This window comes from Lysobacter avium (assembly GCF_015209745.1).
Classification (GTDB): domain Bacteria; phylum Pseudomonadota; class Gammaproteobacteria; order Xanthomonadales; family Xanthomonadaceae; genus Novilysobacter; species Novilysobacter avium.
The window spans coordinates 379,222-396,206 of the sequence record NZ_CP063657.1 but is presented as its reverse complement, the minus strand read 5'-3'; the positions used below and the strand labels follow the sequence as shown (position 1 = coordinate 396,206).

The 16,985-nt window shown below is 67.1% G+C and carries 15 protein-coding genes and 1 riboswitch; of the genes, 10 read left to right on the top strand and 5 right to left on the bottom strand.

Annotated elements, in window-relative coordinates:
- The first annotated feature begins 228 nt into the window (after positions 1-228).
- The 9 genes from INQ42_RS01735 (at position 229) to pnuC (ending at position 10,252) form a co-directional block, all read left to right on the top strand.
- A complete protein-coding gene (locus INQ42_RS01735) occupies positions 229-3,009 on the top strand; it encodes a monovalent cation/H+ antiporter subunit A (protein WP_248285387.1) in 2,781 nt (926 codons plus the stop codon).
- Positions 3,009-3,386, top strand: coding sequence for a Na+/H+ antiporter subunit C (locus tag INQ42_RS01730; protein WP_194034890.1), 378 nt, complete (start codon positions 3,009-3,011; stop codon positions 3,384-3,386). Before INQ42_RS01735 ends, INQ42_RS01730 begins: the two co-directional genes overlap by 1 nt.
- The gene (locus tag INQ42_RS01725; RefSeq protein ID WP_194034889.1) at positions 3,383-4,951 is read left to right on the top strand and encodes a monovalent cation/H+ antiporter subunit D; all 1,569 of its coding nucleotides are present in this window, start codon (positions 3,383-3,385) and stop codon (positions 4,949-4,951) included. The genes INQ42_RS01730 and INQ42_RS01725 overlap by 4 nt, the downstream gene beginning before the upstream one ends.
- Complete coding sequence (locus tag INQ42_RS01720; RefSeq protein WP_194034888.1) at positions 4,948-5,439, top strand: Na+/H+ antiporter subunit E; 492 nt, start codon at positions 4,948-4,950, stop codon at positions 5,437-5,439. Before INQ42_RS01725 ends, INQ42_RS01720 begins: the two co-directional genes overlap by 4 nt.
- Before the next feature lie 14 nt (positions 5,440-5,453).
- Entirely contained in the window at positions 5,454-5,735 is a 282-nt protein-coding gene (locus INQ42_RS01715; RefSeq protein ID WP_194035700.1) for a K+/H+ antiporter subunit F, read from the top strand.
- 8 nt (positions 5,736-5,743) lie between these two features.
- Positions 5,744-6,118, top strand: a complete 375-nt coding sequence (locus INQ42_RS01710) for a Na+/H+ antiporter subunit G (protein WP_194035699.1) — start codon at positions 5,744-5,746, stop codon at positions 6,116-6,118.
- Between the two features lie 29 nt (positions 6,119-6,147).
- Complete coding sequence (locus INQ42_RS01705; RefSeq protein ID WP_194034887.1) at positions 6,148-7,284, top strand: phosphotransferase enzyme family protein; 1,137 nt, start codon at positions 6,148-6,150, stop codon at positions 7,282-7,284.
- Positions 7,285-7,324: 40 nt separating this feature from the next.
- Positions 7,325-7,420: riboswitch (TPP riboswitch) on the top strand.
- Positions 7,421-7,487: 67 nt separating this feature from the next.
- Positions 7,488-9,665: a TonB-dependent siderophore receptor gene (locus INQ42_RS01700; RefSeq protein WP_194034886.1), complete on the top strand. Its 2,178-nt coding sequence runs from the start codon at positions 7,488-7,490 to the stop codon at positions 9,663-9,665.
- Positions 9,662-10,252, top strand: coding sequence for a nicotinamide riboside transporter PnuC (gene pnuC, locus INQ42_RS01695; protein ID WP_194034885.1), 591 nt, complete (start codon positions 9,662-9,664; stop codon positions 10,250-10,252). The genes INQ42_RS01700 and pnuC overlap by 4 nt, the downstream gene beginning before the upstream one ends.
- Before the next feature lie 38 nt (positions 10,253-10,290).
- On the opposite strand, the gene INQ42_RS01690 is transcribed toward pnuC, so the two are convergent.
- The 3 genes from INQ42_RS01690 to hppD all read right to left on the bottom strand — a co-directional run bounded on the left by INQ42_RS01690 (position 10,291) and on the right by hppD (position 13,560).
- On the bottom strand, positions 10,291-10,947 hold the full coding sequence (locus INQ42_RS01690; protein ID WP_228064410.1) for a lectin: 657 nt from the start codon (positions 10,945-10,947) through the stop codon (positions 10,291-10,293).
- Between the two features lie 115 nt (positions 10,948-11,062).
- The gene (gene hmgA / locus INQ42_RS01685; RefSeq protein WP_194034884.1) at positions 11,063-12,346 is read right to left on the bottom strand and encodes a homogentisate 1,2-dioxygenase; all 1,284 of its coding nucleotides are present in this window, start codon (positions 12,344-12,346) and stop codon (positions 11,063-11,065) included.
- 122 nt (positions 12,347-12,468) lie between these two features.
- A complete protein-coding gene (gene hppD, locus INQ42_RS01680; RefSeq protein ID WP_194034883.1) occupies positions 12,469-13,560 on the bottom strand; it encodes a 4-hydroxyphenylpyruvate dioxygenase in 1,092 nt (363 codons plus the stop codon).
- 98 nt (positions 13,561-13,658) lie between these two features.
- On the opposite strand from hppD, the gene INQ42_RS01675 reads away from it, so the two are divergent.
- Positions 13,659-14,183 (top strand): MarR family winged helix-turn-helix transcriptional regulator, encoded by a 525-nt coding sequence (locus tag INQ42_RS01675; RefSeq protein ID WP_194034882.1) that lies wholly within the window; start codon positions 13,659-13,661, stop codon positions 14,181-14,183.
- A gap of 102 nt (positions 14,184-14,285) precedes the next feature.
- On the opposite strand, the gene INQ42_RS01670 is transcribed toward INQ42_RS01675, so the two are convergent.
- Positions 14,286-15,917, bottom strand: coding sequence for a peptide MFS transporter (locus tag INQ42_RS01670; RefSeq protein WP_228062586.1), 1,632 nt, complete (start codon positions 15,915-15,917; stop codon positions 14,286-14,288).
- 176 nt (positions 15,918-16,093) lie between these two features.
- A complete protein-coding gene (locus tag INQ42_RS01665; RefSeq protein WP_194034880.1) occupies positions 16,094-16,951 on the bottom strand; it encodes a tryptophan 2,3-dioxygenase in 858 nt (285 codons plus the stop codon).
- Between the last annotated feature and the right edge of the window lie 34 nt (positions 16,952-16,985).

Here is a 16,985-nt window from a genome sequence, read left to right as displayed (position 1 = left end):
TCGTCCGGACCAAATGACCGCACAGCATAGCGAGGCGACGGGCGCGATTCCGCGCCCGCGGGCGGGGTTTGCCGTGAATCGGCAAGGGTGCGGTCGCAATGGCTCGGTTAGAATCGGGCACCCCCGCCGAAAGCTTGCAGCGCGGCTGGCGCGACATCCCCCGATGCCACAGGACTTCCATTGCTGCCATTAGTGCTAGCCCTGCCGTTCGTTTTCGCCGCTCTGGTGATGATTCCCGCTGAAGGAAATCGCCGCTTGCTGGCCTGGATGGCGGGCATCGCTCCACTGGCGGGCATGGCTGCAATGCTCGCCCTGGCACCGCAGTTGGTCTCCGGGGACGTTATCCGCTGGAGCGTGCCGTGGATTCCCCAACTGGGGCTGGCGTTCTCCTTGCGCCTGGACGGGCTGGCGTGGATGTTCGCCTCGATGGTGCTGGGCATCGGTGGCCTGGTGGTGATGTATTCGCACTACTACCTGGGCCGGCAGGAAAAGGCCCAGCGCTTCTTCGCCTTCCTGCTGCTGTTCATGGGATCGATGCTGGGCATGGTCCTGGCCGGCAACCTGCTGCTGCTGGCGGTCTTCTGGGAATTGACCTCGATCAGCTCGTTCCTGCTGATCGGCTTCTGGTCGCAACGCCAGGACGCGCGCGAGGGCGCCCGGATGGCGCTGACGATCACCGCCGGCGGCGGCCTGGCGCTGCTGGCCGGCGTGATCATGATCGGCCACATGGTCGGCAGCTACGAGCTGGACGTGGTGCTGGCCGCAGGCGATCTGATCCGGGCCCACGCGCTGTATCCGTGGATGCTGGGACTGGTCCTGCTGGGCGTGTTCACCAAGAGCGCGCAGTTCCCGTTCCAGTTCTGGCTGCCGCACGCGATGGCCGCGCCGACGCCGGTGTCGGCCTACCTGCATTCGGCGACGATGGTGAAGGCGGGCGTGTTCCTGCTGGTCCGGCTGCACCCGGTGCTGGCCGGCACCGACCTGTTCTTTTACGTGGTCAGCGGAATCGGCGCGATCACCCTCCTGCTGGGCGCCTGGAACGCGATCTTCCAGCACGATCTGAAGGGCCTGCTGGCCTACTCGACGATCTCCCACCTGGGCCTGATCACCCTGCTGTTCGGGCTGTCGACGCCGTTCGCGGTGGTCGCCGGCCTGTTCCACATCCTCAACCACGCGACCTTCAAGGCCTCGCTGTTCATGGCCGCCGGCATCATCGACCACGAGACCGGCACCCGCGACATGCGCCTGCTGGGCAACCTGCGCCGCTACCTGCCGTGGACCAGCGCGCTGGCGATCATCGCCTCGCTGGCCATGGCCGGCATCCCGCTGCTCAACGGCTTCCTGTCCAAGGAGATGTTTTTCGCCCAGGCGCTGGAGATCAAGGGCCATGACCTGGCGCGGATTGGCATCGGCGTGTCCGCGTTCCTGTTCGCCGTGTTTGGCGTGGCCTACAGCCTGCGCTTCGTCCACGAGACGTTTTTCGGCGAGGGCCCGCGCGGGGTGTCGCTGCCGATCAGTGAGCCGCCGCGCTTCATGCAGGTGCCGGTCGCGATCCTCGCCATCACCTGCATCGCGGTGGGCATCGTGCCGCAGTGGACGGTCGCGCCGATGCTGGCTGCGGCCGCGTATGGCGTGCTGGGTGCCAACGTGCCCGAGTACAGCCTGGCGGTGTGGCACGGTTTCAACCTGCCACTGGCGATGAGCCTGGGCGGCGTGGTCGGCGGTGTGATCCTGTATTTCGGCTTGCGTCGGCTCCTCGACCTGCATGCCAACGTCAAGCGCTCGCTCGGCCGGCGGTTGTTCCGCATCAACGTCGAAGCGCTGTTCCGGCTTGCCCGGCGCCTGACCCACGTGGTGGCCAACGACAGCGTGCAGCGCAGCATGCTGGCGCTGGTGCTGGTGGCGATCGCGGTGGGCGCGGCGCCGTTCGTGGACGGTTGGGGCGAGCCATCGCCGGCGGTCGCGCGTGTCTCGCAATCCATGCCGCTGATGGCCTGGGTGCTGTGGATCGTGATGGTGGGTTCCACACTGGGCGCGGTCGCGCTGCACCGGACGCGGCTGCTGGCATTGATCGCGATGGGTGGCGTCGGACTGTCGATCAGCATGACCTTCGTCGCCCTGTCGGCTCCGGACCTCGCCTTGACCCAGCTGCTGGTGGAGATTGTCACCCTGGCGCTGATGCTGCTGGGCCTGAACTACCTGCCCAAGGATTCGCCCAAGGGCCGATCGCACGGGCGGCGAATGCGTGACGCGGCGATCGCAATCACCGCCGGTGGCGGCGTCGCGGCCCTGGCCTGGACGATGATGACGCGGCCCGCGAACACGGTCGCCAGCGAGCTGCTTGCACGCTCGCTGCCCGAAGCGTTCGGGGCCAACGTGGTCAACGTCATCCTGGTGGACTTCCGCGGCTACGACACCTTCGGCGAGATCACCGTCTACGCGATCGCCGCCCTGGTGGTGCACGCCATGCTGCGCCGCGCGCGCGCCGCCCCGGAGAAGAAGATGCCCGGACCGCCGATCCCGCTGCCGGTGCCGGCCGACCTGGCGCAGATCATCTTCCCGCTGACCCTGGTGGTCTCGATCTTCCTGTTCCTGCGCGGCCACAACGCGCCCGGCGGCGGCTTCATTGCCGGCCTGACGCTGGCCGTGCCGCTGCTGGTCCAGTACGTGATCCAGGGGGCGAAATCGGTGGAGTCGCGCTTTGGTTTCGACTACATCCGCCTGATCGGCGCCGGCCTCACGGTCGCGGTGGTCAGCGGCGCGGCCTCGATGCTGTTCGGGGTGCCGTTCCTGACCAGTGGCCACCACGACCTGGTACTGCCGTTGCTGGGCACGATCGGCTTGGCGAGCGCGGCGGCGTTCGACGTCGGCGTCTATCTGGTCGTGTTCGGCGGCACGATGCTGATGCTCTCGATGATGGGCACCATCAAGCCGTCCAAGAAGATGGTCGCCCGTCGCGGCACCATCGACCCGTCCGCCCGATCGGCCGTCACCGGGGAGGTCGCGTGATGGAAATCGCCATTGCCAGCGCCATCGGCATCCTGGTCGCCGGGGCGGTCTACCTGATGCTGCGCTCGCGCAGTTTCGACCTGATCCTCGGCCTGACGCTGCTCACCTACGCGACCAACCTGCTGATCTTCTCCGGAGGCCGGCCGGTGGTCGGCAAGCCGCCGGTGCTGCGCGAGGACTTGCCGGCAACGCTGGCCAACTACACCGACCCGCTGCCGCAGGCGCTGGTGCTGACTGCCATCGTGATCGCCTTCGCGATGACCGCGGTGACCATCGTGCTGGCGATGCGCAGCCGCGCCGACAACGACACCGACCACGTCGACGGCCGCGAGGAACGCGTAGCCACGCCGCCGTTGGCGAAGAAGGACCGCACGTGAACCACCTGGCAGTCCTTCCGATCCTGCTGCCGCTGCTGGGTGCGGCGGCCTCGCTGTTCGTCGAGCACCGGCGCATCGGCACCACGGTGCAGCGCTCGGTGGCTTGGGTGGCGATGCTGGCCACCCTCGCCGCGTCGCTTGCCCTGGTGATGCGTGCCGCAGACGGCGAGATCCTCATCTACCTGCTCGGCGACTGGCCCGCGCGGCTGGGTATCGTCCTGATGGTGGACCGGCTGTCGGCGCTGATGGTGCTGGTGACCGCGCTGCTGGCCGTCGCCTGCCTGCTGCACGCGTGCTCGGGCTGGGACCGGCGTGCGCCGCATTTCCATGCGCTGTTCCAGTTCCAGCTGGTCGGCCTGAACGGTGCGTTTTTGACCGGCGACGTGTTCAACCTGTTCGTGTTCTTCGAGGTCCTGCTGATCGCGTCCTACGGGCTGATGCTCAGCGGCGGGCGCGGCGTGCGGATGGCCGCCGGCATGCACTACGTCGCCTTCAACGTCGCCGCCTCGACCCTGTTTCTGATCGGTCTGGGGCTGCTGTACGGCCTGCTGGGCACGCTCAACATGGCCGAGCTGGCGGTGCGCATCGCCGCCCTGCCGGCGCATGACCAGTCCCTGGCGAAGGCCGCGGTCGGCATCCTGCTGGCGGTGTTCTGCGGCAAGGCCGCCGTGCTGCCGCTGTACCTGTGGCTGCCGGAAACCTACACCCGTGCGCCGGCGGCGGTCGCTGCACTGTTCGTGGTGATGACCAAGGTCGGCATCTACGCGGTGCTGCGGGTGGGTTCACTGCTGCTGGGCGAGCCGGCCGGCGAGCTGGCCGGCTACGGCTGGGACTGGCTGCTGCCGGCAGCCGTTGCGACGCTGGCCATGGCCGCGCTGGGAGTGCTGGCCGCATCGCGACTGCGGATGCTGGCGGCCTACCTGGTGCTGGTGTCGGCCGCGACCCTGCTGATCGCCTTCGGCCTGCGCCAGCCCGACACCATCGGCGCCGGACTCTACTATCTTGCCCACAGCACCTTCGTGGCGGCGGCGTTGTTCATGATCGCCGACTTCGTCCGCCGCGCCCGTGGCGACGCCGGCGACTTCACCGAACTGCTGGCGCCGCTGCCCGCACGCGGCCTGGTCGCCGGACTGTTCCTGGTCGCGGCGATGTCGGTGGCCGGCATCCCGCCGCTGTCGGGCTTCATCGGCAAGCTGGCGCTGTTGCAGGCCGTTCCCGACGCCGACGTGGGCTGGGTCTGGACCGCGATCCTGGTCAGCAGCCTGATGGTGATCGTCGGCCTGACCCGCGCCGGCAGCCGCGTGTTCTGGCGCACTCCGGCCAAGGAACTGGCCGCCGGGCACGTGACCGATCCGGCCGCCAGCACCGTGCACGGCCCTTCGCGGCATGCCTCCAGGCCGCTGGAGACGGCAGCGATCGTTTTGCTGCTCGGCTACGGTATTGCGATGAGCATCTATGCCGCGCCGATGATCGCCTATGCGCAGGATGCCGGTGCCCAGCTGATGGTACCGGGCGACTACGTCGGCAAGCTGAAAGCCACCCCGCCGCAACGGAGGGCGCCATGAATTTCCGCCGCGTGCTGCCCTCGCTGCCGCTGACCGTCACCGTCATCGCGTTCTGGATGATCATGGTCGCCGACCTGAGCCTGGTGCAGTGGCTGTTCGCGATCGCGCTGGGCGTGGTGATCCCGCTGTTCGCGGCGCGGCTGGACCGCGAGTTCGCCCGCATCGGCAATGTGCGGCTGGTGCCGAAGATGATCGGCGTGCTGATCTGGGACGTGATCGTGAGCAACGTCGAGGTTGCGCGGCTGGTGCTGGGGCGCGAGTCCAACATCACCCCGGGCTTCATCTGGCTGCCGCTGGACATCGCCAACATCCACGGCATCGCCGCCCTGACCAGTTTCATCACCCTGACCCCGGGGACCGTGTCGGCGGCGCTCTCGGAGGACCGCAAGTACCTGCTCATCCACGTGCTGAACCTCAAGGATGCGGACGAGGTGATCGCGGGGATCAAGCGTCGTTACGAGGTCCCGCTGATGGAGATCTTCCCATGAGCCACATCCACATCATGGGCACCAGCGTGCTGGATGCCGCCGTGCTCGGGTCCATGGCCGTCGTCGGCGTGGCGATGCTGATGGCGCTGTGGCGCCTGCTGCGCGGGCCGACCGTGCCGGACCGCATCCTCGCCCTGGACACGCTCAGCGTGACCGCCATCGCGCAGCTCGTGCTGTTCGGCATGCACCTGCAGACCCCGGTCTATTTCGAGGCTGCGCTGATCATCGCGATGCTGGGCTTTGTCAGCACCGTGGTCCTGTGCAAGTACGTGCTGCGCCGGGACATCGTGGAATGAGCACCACGATCGACATCATTTTCGAAATCCTGCTGATCGCCCTGCTGGCGACGGGCAGCTTCTTCACCCTGATCGGTGCGTTCAGCCTGATCCGGCTGTCGGAGTTCTTCAAACGCCTGCACGGACCGACCAAGGCCAGCACGCTCGGCGTGGGCTGCATGCTGGTGGCCTCAGTCGGCTATCACGCCTTCAGCGGCACCGACCCGCAACCGCGCGAGTTGCTGATCACCGCCTTCCTGCTGCTCACCGCGCCGATCAGTGCGCACCTGCTGGCCAAGGCCGGCCTGTCACTGCGTCTGGATGAACGCCCGCGACTGCCGGGCGGCGACGAGGATACCCATGTGCCGCCGCGCCCCGACGGCGCGCCCGACGAGAACCACTGAGCATCGCTGCTCGCGCCTGTCAGCTCTCAATGAACGCCAGCGACCACCTCGTCCAGGGCCTGCGCAACGATGCCGTGGCGGCCGACTGGCCTACGATCAGCGACAGCGAGATCGCCTGGTTGCGCGGTCGATTCCCCCAGATCGATGGCGACTCCCGCCTGCTGTGGCGCAGCCCGCGCCCGCTGTCGGCGGCCGCCATTGTCGAAAGCCGGGCGGGACGGGTTTTCGTCAAGCGCCAGCACCGCAGCGTACGCACCGCTGCCAGCCTGACGGAGGAGCATCGCTTCATCGCGCACCTGGGAGCCGCGGGCGTGCCGGTGGTTCACGTCCTGCGCGACCATGGCGGCAGCACCGCGCTGGAGCATGGCGACTGGACCTATGAGGTGCACGCGGTGTGCGCGGGGCTGGACCTGTATCGCGACGCACCCTCGTGGGCTCCACTGACCGACCTCGCCCAGGCGTGGGAGGCCGGCCGGATGCTTGCAACCCTGCATGGTGGATCAACCGGCTACTGCGCGCCCCAGCGCAGTACCCATCTGCTGGTAGCGCGCGACGACCTGATCCGGGCTGCCGATCCGATCGCAACGCTCAAGCGGCAACTGCACGATCGCCCGGCGCTGGCCGACTATCTGGCGAACAAATCCTGGGAGAGCGATCTGCGGCAATCGATGGTGCCGTGGCACGCGGGGATCGCTGCACGCGTGCAAACCGAGCCAGTCCTCTGGGCGCACAACGACTGGCATGCGTCCAACCTGCTCTGGCGCCGGGAGGGTGACGGCATGGTCGTCGACACGGTATTCGACTTCGGACTTGCCTCCCCCACCAGTGCGCTGTTCGACCTGGCCACCGCAATCGAACGCAACGCCATCGCCTGGCTGGCGCCGGAGCGCGACGCGCATGCGGTGCATGCCGATACGGCACTCGCCCTGCTGGATGGCTACCGTCAAGTGCTGCCGCTGTCGGCGCAGCGGGTGCTCCTGCTGGCTGACCTGCTGCCTTTGGTGCACGTGGATTTTGCGCTGTCGGAAGTCGAGTATTTCCACGGCGTCACCGGCTCCAGCGCAGACGCGGACCTGGCCTATCACGACTTCCTGCTCGGTCACGCCGACTGGTTCAGGACGGGTGCCGGGCAGTCGCTGCTGGCGGTGCTGTACGAGGCCGCATGAACCGTCGCGGGCAGGTACGCACCATTTGTGGTGAAATAGCGCCCTGAAGCGGGGGTGCCTGGTTTTTTCAGGCTGAGAGAGTCCCTTGGAACCTGATCCGGTTTGCACCGGCGTAGGGAGCTTTGAGCAGCAGGCACGCCGCCTCCGTGGCACGGTGCGCCTGCGTGCCTTCGCTTCGTCTCCCTCCGCTGATGACGAATCGAATGAACCGCTACCACCGACTCCCGCTGTTGACCGCTGCGCTGTGCGTGGTCCTGCCGCTGCACGCCCACGACGCCGCAGCTGACGCCTTCGACCGCACCCCGACCGAGCTCGCCTCCGTCCAGGTGCAGGCCGACAGACCCGCGACGCAGGACAGCCCCGCGCCATTCAGCAGTTTCGGGGCCGGCGACTGGAAGGACACCCCGGCGTCCACCCGCGTGCTGGACCGCGCGCTGATCGAGGACCGGCAGGTGCGCACCCTGTCGGAGCTGGCCCGCAACGACGACTCTCTGGGCGACAGCTACGCGCCGGTCGGCTACTACCAGAACGTCGCGATCCGCGGGTTTGCGCTGGATACCGGCACCGGCTACCGCTTCAATGGCCTGGCCATCGCTGGTGAGCAACGCGTCCCCCTGGAGCACATCCAACAGGTGGAAATCCTCAAGGGCGCGGCGGGACTGGCGGCGGGCGTCATGGCGCCCGGCGGCATCATCAACTACGTCGGCAAGCGCCCGGCCGAGGTCCGCACGCTGACCCTGGGCACCGACGCCGAAGGGTCGCGCTATGCCGCGGTCGATTTCGGCCACTGGCTGACGCCGCGTTTCGGCGTGCGCCTCAACGCGGCCTGGGATGACAGCGTTTCCTATATCGAGCACGCCGATGGACGGCGCAACTTCTATTCGCTGGCCGCCGACTGGCTGGTAGGCGAGCGCGGCAAGCTGGAGGTCGACGCCAACTACCAGACCAGCGCGCAGCGATCCGCCTCCGGCTACCAGTTGCTGGGCGGGGTGGCGCTGCCAGGCCGCGTCGATCGCGAACACATGCTCGGCTACCAGTCCTGGCAGCAGCCGGTCGGGATCGACAGCACCAACATCACGGCGCTGCACACCTACGACTTCAGCCCGGACTGGCAGTCACGCGTGTCCGCCAGCCAGAGCCGAACGGTGATCGATGACCGCGTCGCCTTTGCCTACGGTTGCTACTACGCCGCGCAATGTGCCGACGGCAACGTGCCGGGCAATGCCTTCGCGCCCAACGGCGACTACGACATCTACGACTACCGCAGCCCCGACGACACCCGTCGAAACCGCGAGGTGCGCGCCGAACTGCGCGGACGTTTCGCGACCGGCGCCATCGGCCATGAACTGACCGTCGGGGTCGACGCGTTCGATCGCACCGTGGACAAGCACCGCAACGTCAACGCCTACGTCGGCACCGGCAACATCCACGATGCGCACGTACCGCAGTTTGCCCCGTCACCGCTGATGCCCGGCCCGTCGGTCCCGCGGTTGGACAGCCGGCAGACGGCGGCCTTCCTGCTGGACCGAATCAGCTTCGGCGATGACTGGCAGTGGCTGCTGGGGGGACGCTATGTGCGCCTGGACGAGCGCAGCTACAGCAAGCGCGGCGCGCCGGAGCGCAACGACACGCTGTCGCGCTTCCTGCCGCAGACGGCGCTGATCTGGAGCGCGAACAGCAGCATCAACGCCTATGCCAGCTACGTGAGCGGCCTCGATCTGGGTCAGGAGGCACCGTTCTGGACCTCCAATGACGGCACCTTCCTGCCGTCGATGCTGTCGCGCCAGATCGAGGTGGGGGCCAAGTTCGCGGCATCGGATGCGCTAAACCTCGGCGCCGCGGTATTCCGCACCACACGGCCCTTCCAGTACGCCAGCCCCGACGGGAGCGATGCGGGTTACACCTTTGTCGAAGCAGGCCGCCAGGTCCATACCGGTCTGGAACTGACCGCCGACGGACGCATCACCGATCGCCTGCACCTGTCCGCCAGCGCAGCGATGCTCCAGGCGCGGGCGCGCGATACCGGCACTCCGGCCTACCACGGCCATCAGTTGATCAATGTGCCCAGGACGCGCGCGAGCGTGCACGTCGACTACCAGCTCCCGTTTGCGCCGGGACTGACCCTTGCCGGCGGCTGGCGCCATGCCTCGTCCAACGTGGCCACCGCTGACGGCCGCACCCGCGCACCCGGCTACAGCGTCGTCGATGCCGGTGTGCGCTTCCGGCACCAGCTGGGCGGGCAGGCCGTCAGCTGGAACCTCTCGGTGGACAACGTCTTCAATCGCTTCTACTGGAGCGATACCGGCAGCAGTTCGGGTGATTACTACCTGTTCCCCGGCGCTCCGCGCCAGCTCCGGCTGGCGGTGACCGTCGCGTTATGAGCGCCAGCGTGCTGGAGTGGTCCGCGGTCGCCTTCAGCATCCTCGGCGTCTGGCTGATGGCGCAGCGGCGCATGCTCGCCTGGCCGGTCGGCGTGGTCTCCGTCGTGCTGTATGCGCTGGTGTTCACCGAGGCCAGGCTTTATTCGGATGCGCTGCTGCAGATCGGGTTCGCCGGCTTCCTGCTGTACGGATGGTGGCACTGGCACCGCCAGGCCCAGCCCGACGGGCGCGTCGTCATCGCCCCGCTGCCGCGAGGACATCGGATCCGCGACCTGGGCATCGGCGTCGCCTTCGGGATCGCGCTGGGGGCGGCAATGCACAGCTTTACCGACGCCGCGCTGCCGTGGCTGGACGCGATGCTCGCCGCGCTCAGCCTGGTTGCGCAATGGTGGCAGGCGCGCCGCCACGCTGCCGCATGGTTGCTGTGGATCGCGGTCGACGTGGTGTATGTCGGCATGTACGTGGTCAAGTCACTCGACCTGACCGCCGCGCTCTACCTGGTGTTCCTCGGGTTGGCCGTAAACGGGTTGCGGGCGTGGACGGCAGCCGGGAAAGAACCACACCGCCTGGGCAGCGCGAATCAGTAACCCGAAGCGGCGGCGGTCCGCTACGCAGGGCTGCACGCTCAGCTGCAGCCCTCGACGTAGTCCACTTGCGGCGGCGATCCGACCCGCCATTCGGTCACGGTGCCGGCGGCATCGGTCTCAAAAACAAGCACGTGCGGGCCACCGCCTTCCTCGACCCGCAGATACTGGCCTTCGGGGACGTATTTGTGCGCCGACGAGGTGACCTTGCCGGGATACAGGGCGTCGATCTGCGCGGTGTCCATGCCGCGCTTGCCGCCGCCGGGGGCGACGATGTCTGCATCGGCTACCGAGTAGCGCACGAACGAACCGTCCTCGAACATCATCGCAAAGCGCGAGATATCCGTCTGTCCCGCCGGGCTGAGGTGGTAGCAACTGGAGCCTTGCTCTGCCGAGCCCACGAGCTCGCCGGTCCAAACCAGTTTCACCTGTTCGTCGTCCATCCCGAATTGGGCGTCCCCGAAACCGTCCCAGTGCGCCTGGCTGTCCGCCGCAGGACCGTGGCCAGGCATGATGCTGCCCGGCGGCGCGGTGGCCGGAGGCACGTCCTCGTAGGGCTGGTCCATCCGACCGGGAGCGGGGGATTCCGTGTTGGCGACATCGGTCCGGGCGCCTTCCGGCGCAGGAGCGTTGCACGCCGTCAGGGCCAGAACGACCGCGAGGGACACAGCGGTCGGAAACAATCGATAAGCGCGCATTCCAATCTCCCGTCAGCAATGACGGCGAGGCTAGCGGGTCGGCGTGAACGCGGCGAGAGGCCGCGCGCGCGGGCTAGACGCGCGGGCTAGAGTCGAGGGCCTGCGGGTCGGGCCCTCAGCCGATGAAGTGCTTTTCCAGACCCGCCCAGCACGCCTGGTAATCGCGCTGCCGATGCCTGGCCGCCAGCGCCTGCGTCGTCGGCCGGATCACCGCCCGCGTCTCGAACATGAAAGCCATCGTCCCGCTGATGACGTCCGGCATGGACAGGTCGGCTTTGGACGCCTTGTCGAAGGTCGCCGCGTCCGGCCCGTGCCCCGTCATCGAGTTGTGCAGCGAACTGCCGCCGGGCACGAAGCCCTCGGCCTTGGCGTCGTACGCGCCGTGGATCAGGCCCATGTACTCGCTGGCGATGTTTCGATGGAACCAAGGCGGCCGGAACGTGTCCTGGGCCACCAGCCAGCGCGGCGGGAAGATCGCAAAATCGATGTTGCTGGTGCCCGGCGTGTCGCTGGGCGAGTGCAGCACGAGGAAGATGCTCGGATCCGGGTGGTCGTAGCTGATCGTGCCGATCGTGTTGAAGCGGCGCAGGTCGTATTTGCATGGCGCGTAATTGCCGTGCCAGCCGACGACGTCCAGCGGCGAATGGCCGATGTCTGCGCGCCACAGGTGGCCCTGGAACTTGCCGATCAGCTCGAACGGCTTGCCCTCGGGCGCATCGATGTCTTCGAAGGCGGCCTCGGGGATCAGGAAATCGCGCGCATTCGCCAGACCATTGCTGCCGATCGGGCCCAGATCGGGCAGCCGGAACATCGCACCGAAGTTCTCGCACACATAGCCCCGGGCGGTCCCGTCGAGCAGCTCGACCCGGAAACGCACGCCACGCGGAATCAGCGCAATCTCCTGCGGCTCGACCTCCAGCACGCCCAGCTCGGTGGCGATGCGCAGGCGACCGAGCTGGGGAACGATCAGCAGCTCGCCGTCGGCGTTGTAGAAAAAGCGGTCCTGCATCGACCGGTTCGCCGCGTACAGGTGGATGCCGATGCCGGCCTGCGCCTCGGCCGAGCCGTTGCCGGCCATGGTGAACAGGCCCTCGGCGAAGTCGGTGGGCGGCTCGGGCATCGGCAGCGGGTCCCAGCGCAGCTGGTCGGGGGTGACCGGGCCGGACTGGAAGTCATTGTGGAAGCGCGGCTGCTCGAACGGTGAGAACGCCCCGTGCATCGCCGCCGGGCGGATCCGGTACAGCCAGCTGCGCCGGTTGGCATGCCGAGGCGCGGTGAACGCCGTGCCGGTCAGCTGCTCGGCGTAGAGCCCGTGGGCGACCTTCTGCGGCGAGTTGCGCCCTTCCGGCAGCGTGCCGGGCAGCGCCTGCGTGGCGAACTCGTTACCGAAGCCGCTCATGTATCCGTTTCCGTGCACGCTCCGCTCCTCACCCGATTTGACGACGACGCACCGCGCCGCCTTAGATGCCCGAACCGCGACCGGCGCAACGCCGGCCACGGGAAACCGCTGCCGCCTCGTGATCAGAGCACGCCGCGCTTCATCTGGTCACGCTCGATGCTCTCGAACAGCGCCTGGAAGTTGCCCTCGCCGAAGCCCTCGTTGCCCTTGCGCTGGATGATCTCGAAGAAGATCGGTCCGATCGCATTGGTGGTGAAGATCTGCAGCAGCTTGCGCTGCTTGGTCTCAGGATCCGCGTCGATCAGGATCTTGTTGCGGGCCAGGCGCGCGACGTCCTCGCCGTGGTTGGGGATGCGCTGGTCGATCACCTCGAAGTAGGCATCCGGCGTGTCAAGGAACTCGACGCCCGCCTCGCGCATCTTCTCCACCGTCTCGTAGATGTCGTCGGTGAAGCAGGCGATGTGCTGGATGCCCTCGCCCTTGTACGCGTCCAGGTACTCGTTGATCTGGCTCTTCGGATCGTCGGACTCGTTCAGCGGAATGCGCACGATGCCGTCCGGCGCGGTCATCGCCTTCGACACCAGACCGGTCTTGGCGCCCTTGATGTCGAAGTAGCGGATCTCGCGGAAGTTGAACAGCTTCTCGTAGTACTCCGACCACTTGGCCATGTTGCCGAAGTACAGGTTGTGGGTCAGGTGGTCGATGAAGGTCAGCCCGAACCCGACCGGGTTCTGGTCCGCACCCTGCACCGGCAGGAAGTCGGTGTAGGCGCTGCCCTTCGCGCCGTACTGGTCGACCAGGTACAGCATGCAGTCGCCGATGCCCTTGATCACCGGCGCATCGATGGCCCTGGTGTCGGCCTTGTGGGTGATCGCTTCGCCGCCGTTGCTCAGCACCGTGGAATACACGTGGTCGGCGGGCTGCTTGAAGCGGATCGCAAAGCCGGTGGCGCAGGGGCCGTGGGCCTTGGCGAAGTCGGCGGCAAAGCTGTCGGGATCGTCGTTGACCAGCAGGTTGACGCCGCCCTGGCGGTACAGCGTGATTGGCCGAGTCTTGTGCTGCATCACGGCGGTGAAGCCGAGCTTGCGGAAGTAGTCGTGCAGCATCTCGCCCTGGCCCTGCGGCGCGGCGAACTCGACGAACTCGAAGCCGTCGATACCCAGCGGGTTTTCAAACGTGGTGACCTGCATGCCGAGGTTGGGCTGTGCGCTCATGGGAACTCCTGGGGGACGTGCGGCTGGGCGGGATTGCACCTGCGCCGGATAAGAGCGTTATAGTTTCATATGAAACCATATGCAAGGTGCGATGCAGCATGAACAGCGAGCCTCCCGGCCCCGCGCAGCTCGAACTGGAGCGCTTTCTTCCCTATCGGCTGTCGGTGCTGTCCAACCGCCTCAGTGCCGCGATTGCGCGGCTCTACGCCGAGCGTTTCTCGCTGGGGATGACGGAATGGCGGGTGATGGCAGTGCTGGGCCGTTACCCGGACCTGTCCGCCAGCGAGGTTACCGGGCGCACCGCCATGGACAAGGTCGCCGTCAGCCGCGCGGTCGCCCGCCTGATCGAAGCGGGCTGGCTGGAGCGCAGTCTGCATGCCGAGGACCGCAGGCGCTCCGTGCTGCGCCTGAGCACCGCCGGCCATGCGGTGTATGACGAGGTGGCGCCGATGGCGCTGGAGTTCGAACAGCGCCTGTTTGGTGACATCGATCCCGCGCAGCTGACCCGACTGTTTGACCTGCTGGACCGCCTGGACGCCCTCGACATCGAAGCTGACGCAGAGCACGAAGCCGATGCGGACTCGGAACCTGCGTCCGGCCGGGCGTCCGGCGTCACCAAATAGCACCGCCATAACGCAGGACGGCGACCCGAGGGCCGCCGTCCTGTTTCCCGGGCCCGCCTCCGATGACGACGGCCCGGACCACTTCCAGTTCAAATTCCGGCGTTACTTCTGCTCGCGCTCCGGATGGGTACCGGCCGCTGCCGGCTCGCCTATTTCGTTCTGGCCTGCCAGTGCGTAGTCCACGCCGTTGATATCCACGCCTTCGTGCATCAGGCGCCGGACCAGCGGCGATATCACAATCACGGCCACGCCGACGCCGATCGCGACCCAGCCGATGGTGGCGTAGACCGACAGCACGGGCGCGGCGTCGGTGAGGCCCTCATCGCCCCCGCCTCCGGTCGCGCTGGCGATCAGGCCGGCAATGAAGTTGCCCGCCGCGCTGGACAGGAACCACGTACCCATCATCAGGCTCAGCATGCTGGCAGGCGCCAGCTTGGTCATTGCCGACAAGCCCACGGGCGACAGGCACAGCTCACCCATCGTGTGCAGCAGGTAGATCAGGAAGATGAAGATCACCGGGGTCATGTTGTCCGTCCCGACGGCCGCGGCGCCGGCGACCAGCACCAGGAAACCGCCGCCCAGCTGGACCAGGCCCAGGCCGAACTTGGCCGGGGTGGAGGGCTCCAGGCCGCGTCGCGCCAGCCAGGTCCACAGCCAGGCGAAGATCGGCGCCAGGGTGATGATGTAGATCGAGTTGATCGACTGGAACATGCTGGCCGGCACGGTCCAACCGAACAGCACACGATCCACATGGCGGTCGGTGAACACGTTCAGCGACGAACCCGCCTGCTCGAACAGCGCCCAGAACAGCGGCTGCAGGCCGATCAGGAACATCGCCGCGAGGATGCGGTCGCGCGCGATCTTGTCCAGCTTGGCCACCACGTTGTAGAGCAGCCAGATGACCACCAGTGCGCCGGTGACCCCCAGCAGACCGCCCACCACGGACTGGTACTGGACCAGGAACCACACCAGCACGACACCGGCCAGCGAGCCCAAGTAGATCAACCACTCAGTCGGCAGGCCGGCCACGCTGCGACGCGCGAGCAGCTCGGCATCAGGAGCCTCGCCCTTGCCTTGCAGGTACGGCCGGCCGAGGACGAACACCAGCAGGCCCAGCAGCATGCCGACGCCAGCCAGTCCAAAGCCCCAGCTCCAGCCCCAGTCTTCGCTTTGCCCCAGATAGCCCACCAGCAGCGAGCCCAACGCCGCACCGACGTTGATGCCCATGTAGAAGATCGTGAACGCCGGATCGCGTCGTGCGTCGCCTTGGCGGTAAAGCTGCCCGACGAGCACCGAGATGTTGGCCTTCAGGAAGCCCACGCCCATGATGATGAAGGCCAGTGCCAGCCAGAAAATATCGATGTGGATGGAGGACTGCATCATCGTGGCATCGAGGCCCGCAGCCGGCCCGGGACCCTCGAACGCCATCAACCCATGGCCGATCACCAGCAGGATCGCGCCGAACTGCACGGCCTTGCGTTGCCCCAGCCAGCGATCCGCGATGTAGCCGCCCACCACCGGGGTGATATAGACCAGCGCGGTGTAGGCGCCGTAAATGACGTAGGCCTTCTCTTCCGCGAACAGCCAATGCTGCAGCAGGTAGAAAACCAGGATGGCCCGCATGCCGTAGTAGGAAAAGCGCTCCCACATCTCGGCGAAGAACAGCACGAACAGACCGCGCGGATGGCCGAGGAAGGTCTTTTCCCCGATGTTGGAACCTGGATGGCTGGCCACTGCTGTTGCTTCTCCCCGGGAAGTGGTCGACGCCGTGACGGCCGCCTGTCTGGAAATGCCCTGACCGCTGCGCGGCATTCAGTACGGGCGGGTCCGACCGGCAGCTCGCCGGACGAAGCGACTAGGTTTAACCACCACGCGCTGGCGCGTCAACCGCGGTGAAGGCTGAATGGGGGTCAGTCGATGCCGATCCGGGTCCTTACCTCGAACAGCTCCGGGAAGAACGTCAGGTCCAGGGCCTTCTTCAGGAAGTCCACGCCGGATGAGCCACCCGTGCCGCGCTTGAAGCCGATGATCCGCATCACCGTGCGCATGTGGCGGAAGCGCCAGAGCTGGAACTGGCTCTCCAGGTCGACCAGGTCCTCGCACAGGTGGTAGGCCTGCCAGTGGTCGCTGGACTCCTCGTAGATCCGCTCGAGTACGGGCAGCAAGGCGGGGTCCGATACGTGGCTGCGGGTCCAGTCCCGATCCAGCAGGTGCGCGGGCACGTCGTGGCCGTGGCGGGCCAGATAGCGCAGCGCCTCGTCGTACAGGCTCGGGCCCTCCAGGGCGGCGCGCAGCGTGGCCTCGGCTGCCGGATCATGGGCGAAGACCTGCAGCATGCCGGCGTTCTTGTTGCCGAGCAGGAACTCCATCTCGCGGTATTGCAGCGACTGGAAGCCTGAAGACGGGCCCAGCGTGTCGCGGAATTTCATGTAGTCCGCCGGCGTCAGCGTTTCCAGCACCGACCACATCTCGGTCAGTTGCCGGAGCACCTGCTTGCAACGCGCGAATCCCTTCTGGCAGGCGCCCAGGTCATCGGCGCGCAGATGGACAATCGCCGCCTTCAACTCGTGGATGATCAGCTTCAGCCACAGCTCGGACACCTGATGCTGGACGATGAACAGCATCTCGTCGTGTTCGGGCGGATCGGACACCGGCTTCTGCGCATCGAGCAGGCGGTCCAGGTGCAGGTAACCGCCGTAGCTCATCCGTCCGGCCAGATCGGTGTGGATGCCGGTTTCCAGTGCGCGCTCGTTGGTGTCCGAAGTCATGACCGCTCCCTCAGCTAACTCCCAAGCCTAACCC